Annotated in this window: 1 protein-coding gene; it reads left to right on the top strand. The window is 76.5% G+C overall.

Features of this window, described 5'->3' with window-relative positions:
• Nucleotides 1–260: hypothetical protein (locus ACFHWT_RS31610; protein ID WP_416598382.1), on the top strand; the 260-nt coding region annotated here is incomplete at both ends.

Here is a 260-nt window from a genome sequence, read left to right as displayed (position 1 = left end):
ACCGCCGTCGACCGGCACGGGCGGGAGTCGGCGCCGACCGACCCGGTGACCGGCCGCTCCTGGCTCTCCGGGGTCAACCCGGAGTGTCTGTCGACCCCGACCCTGCCGATCACCGTCACCGCCGTCACCGCGTCGGCGGTCTCGCTCTCCTGGCCCCGGCACCCGCTCGGCGGCGAGCTGGAACTGCGGGTGGACGGCGTCAGCCTGGGCTGGACGTCGCTGACCAGCGCCCGGGTCGGCGGTCTGGCGCCCGCCACCGA

Source organism: Micromonospora sp. LOL_021, assembly GCF_048060215.1.
Classification (GTDB): domain Bacteria; phylum Actinomycetota; class Actinomycetes; order Mycobacteriales; family Micromonosporaceae; genus Micromonospora_E.
This window is presented reverse-complemented; position numbering and strand designations above follow the sequence as displayed.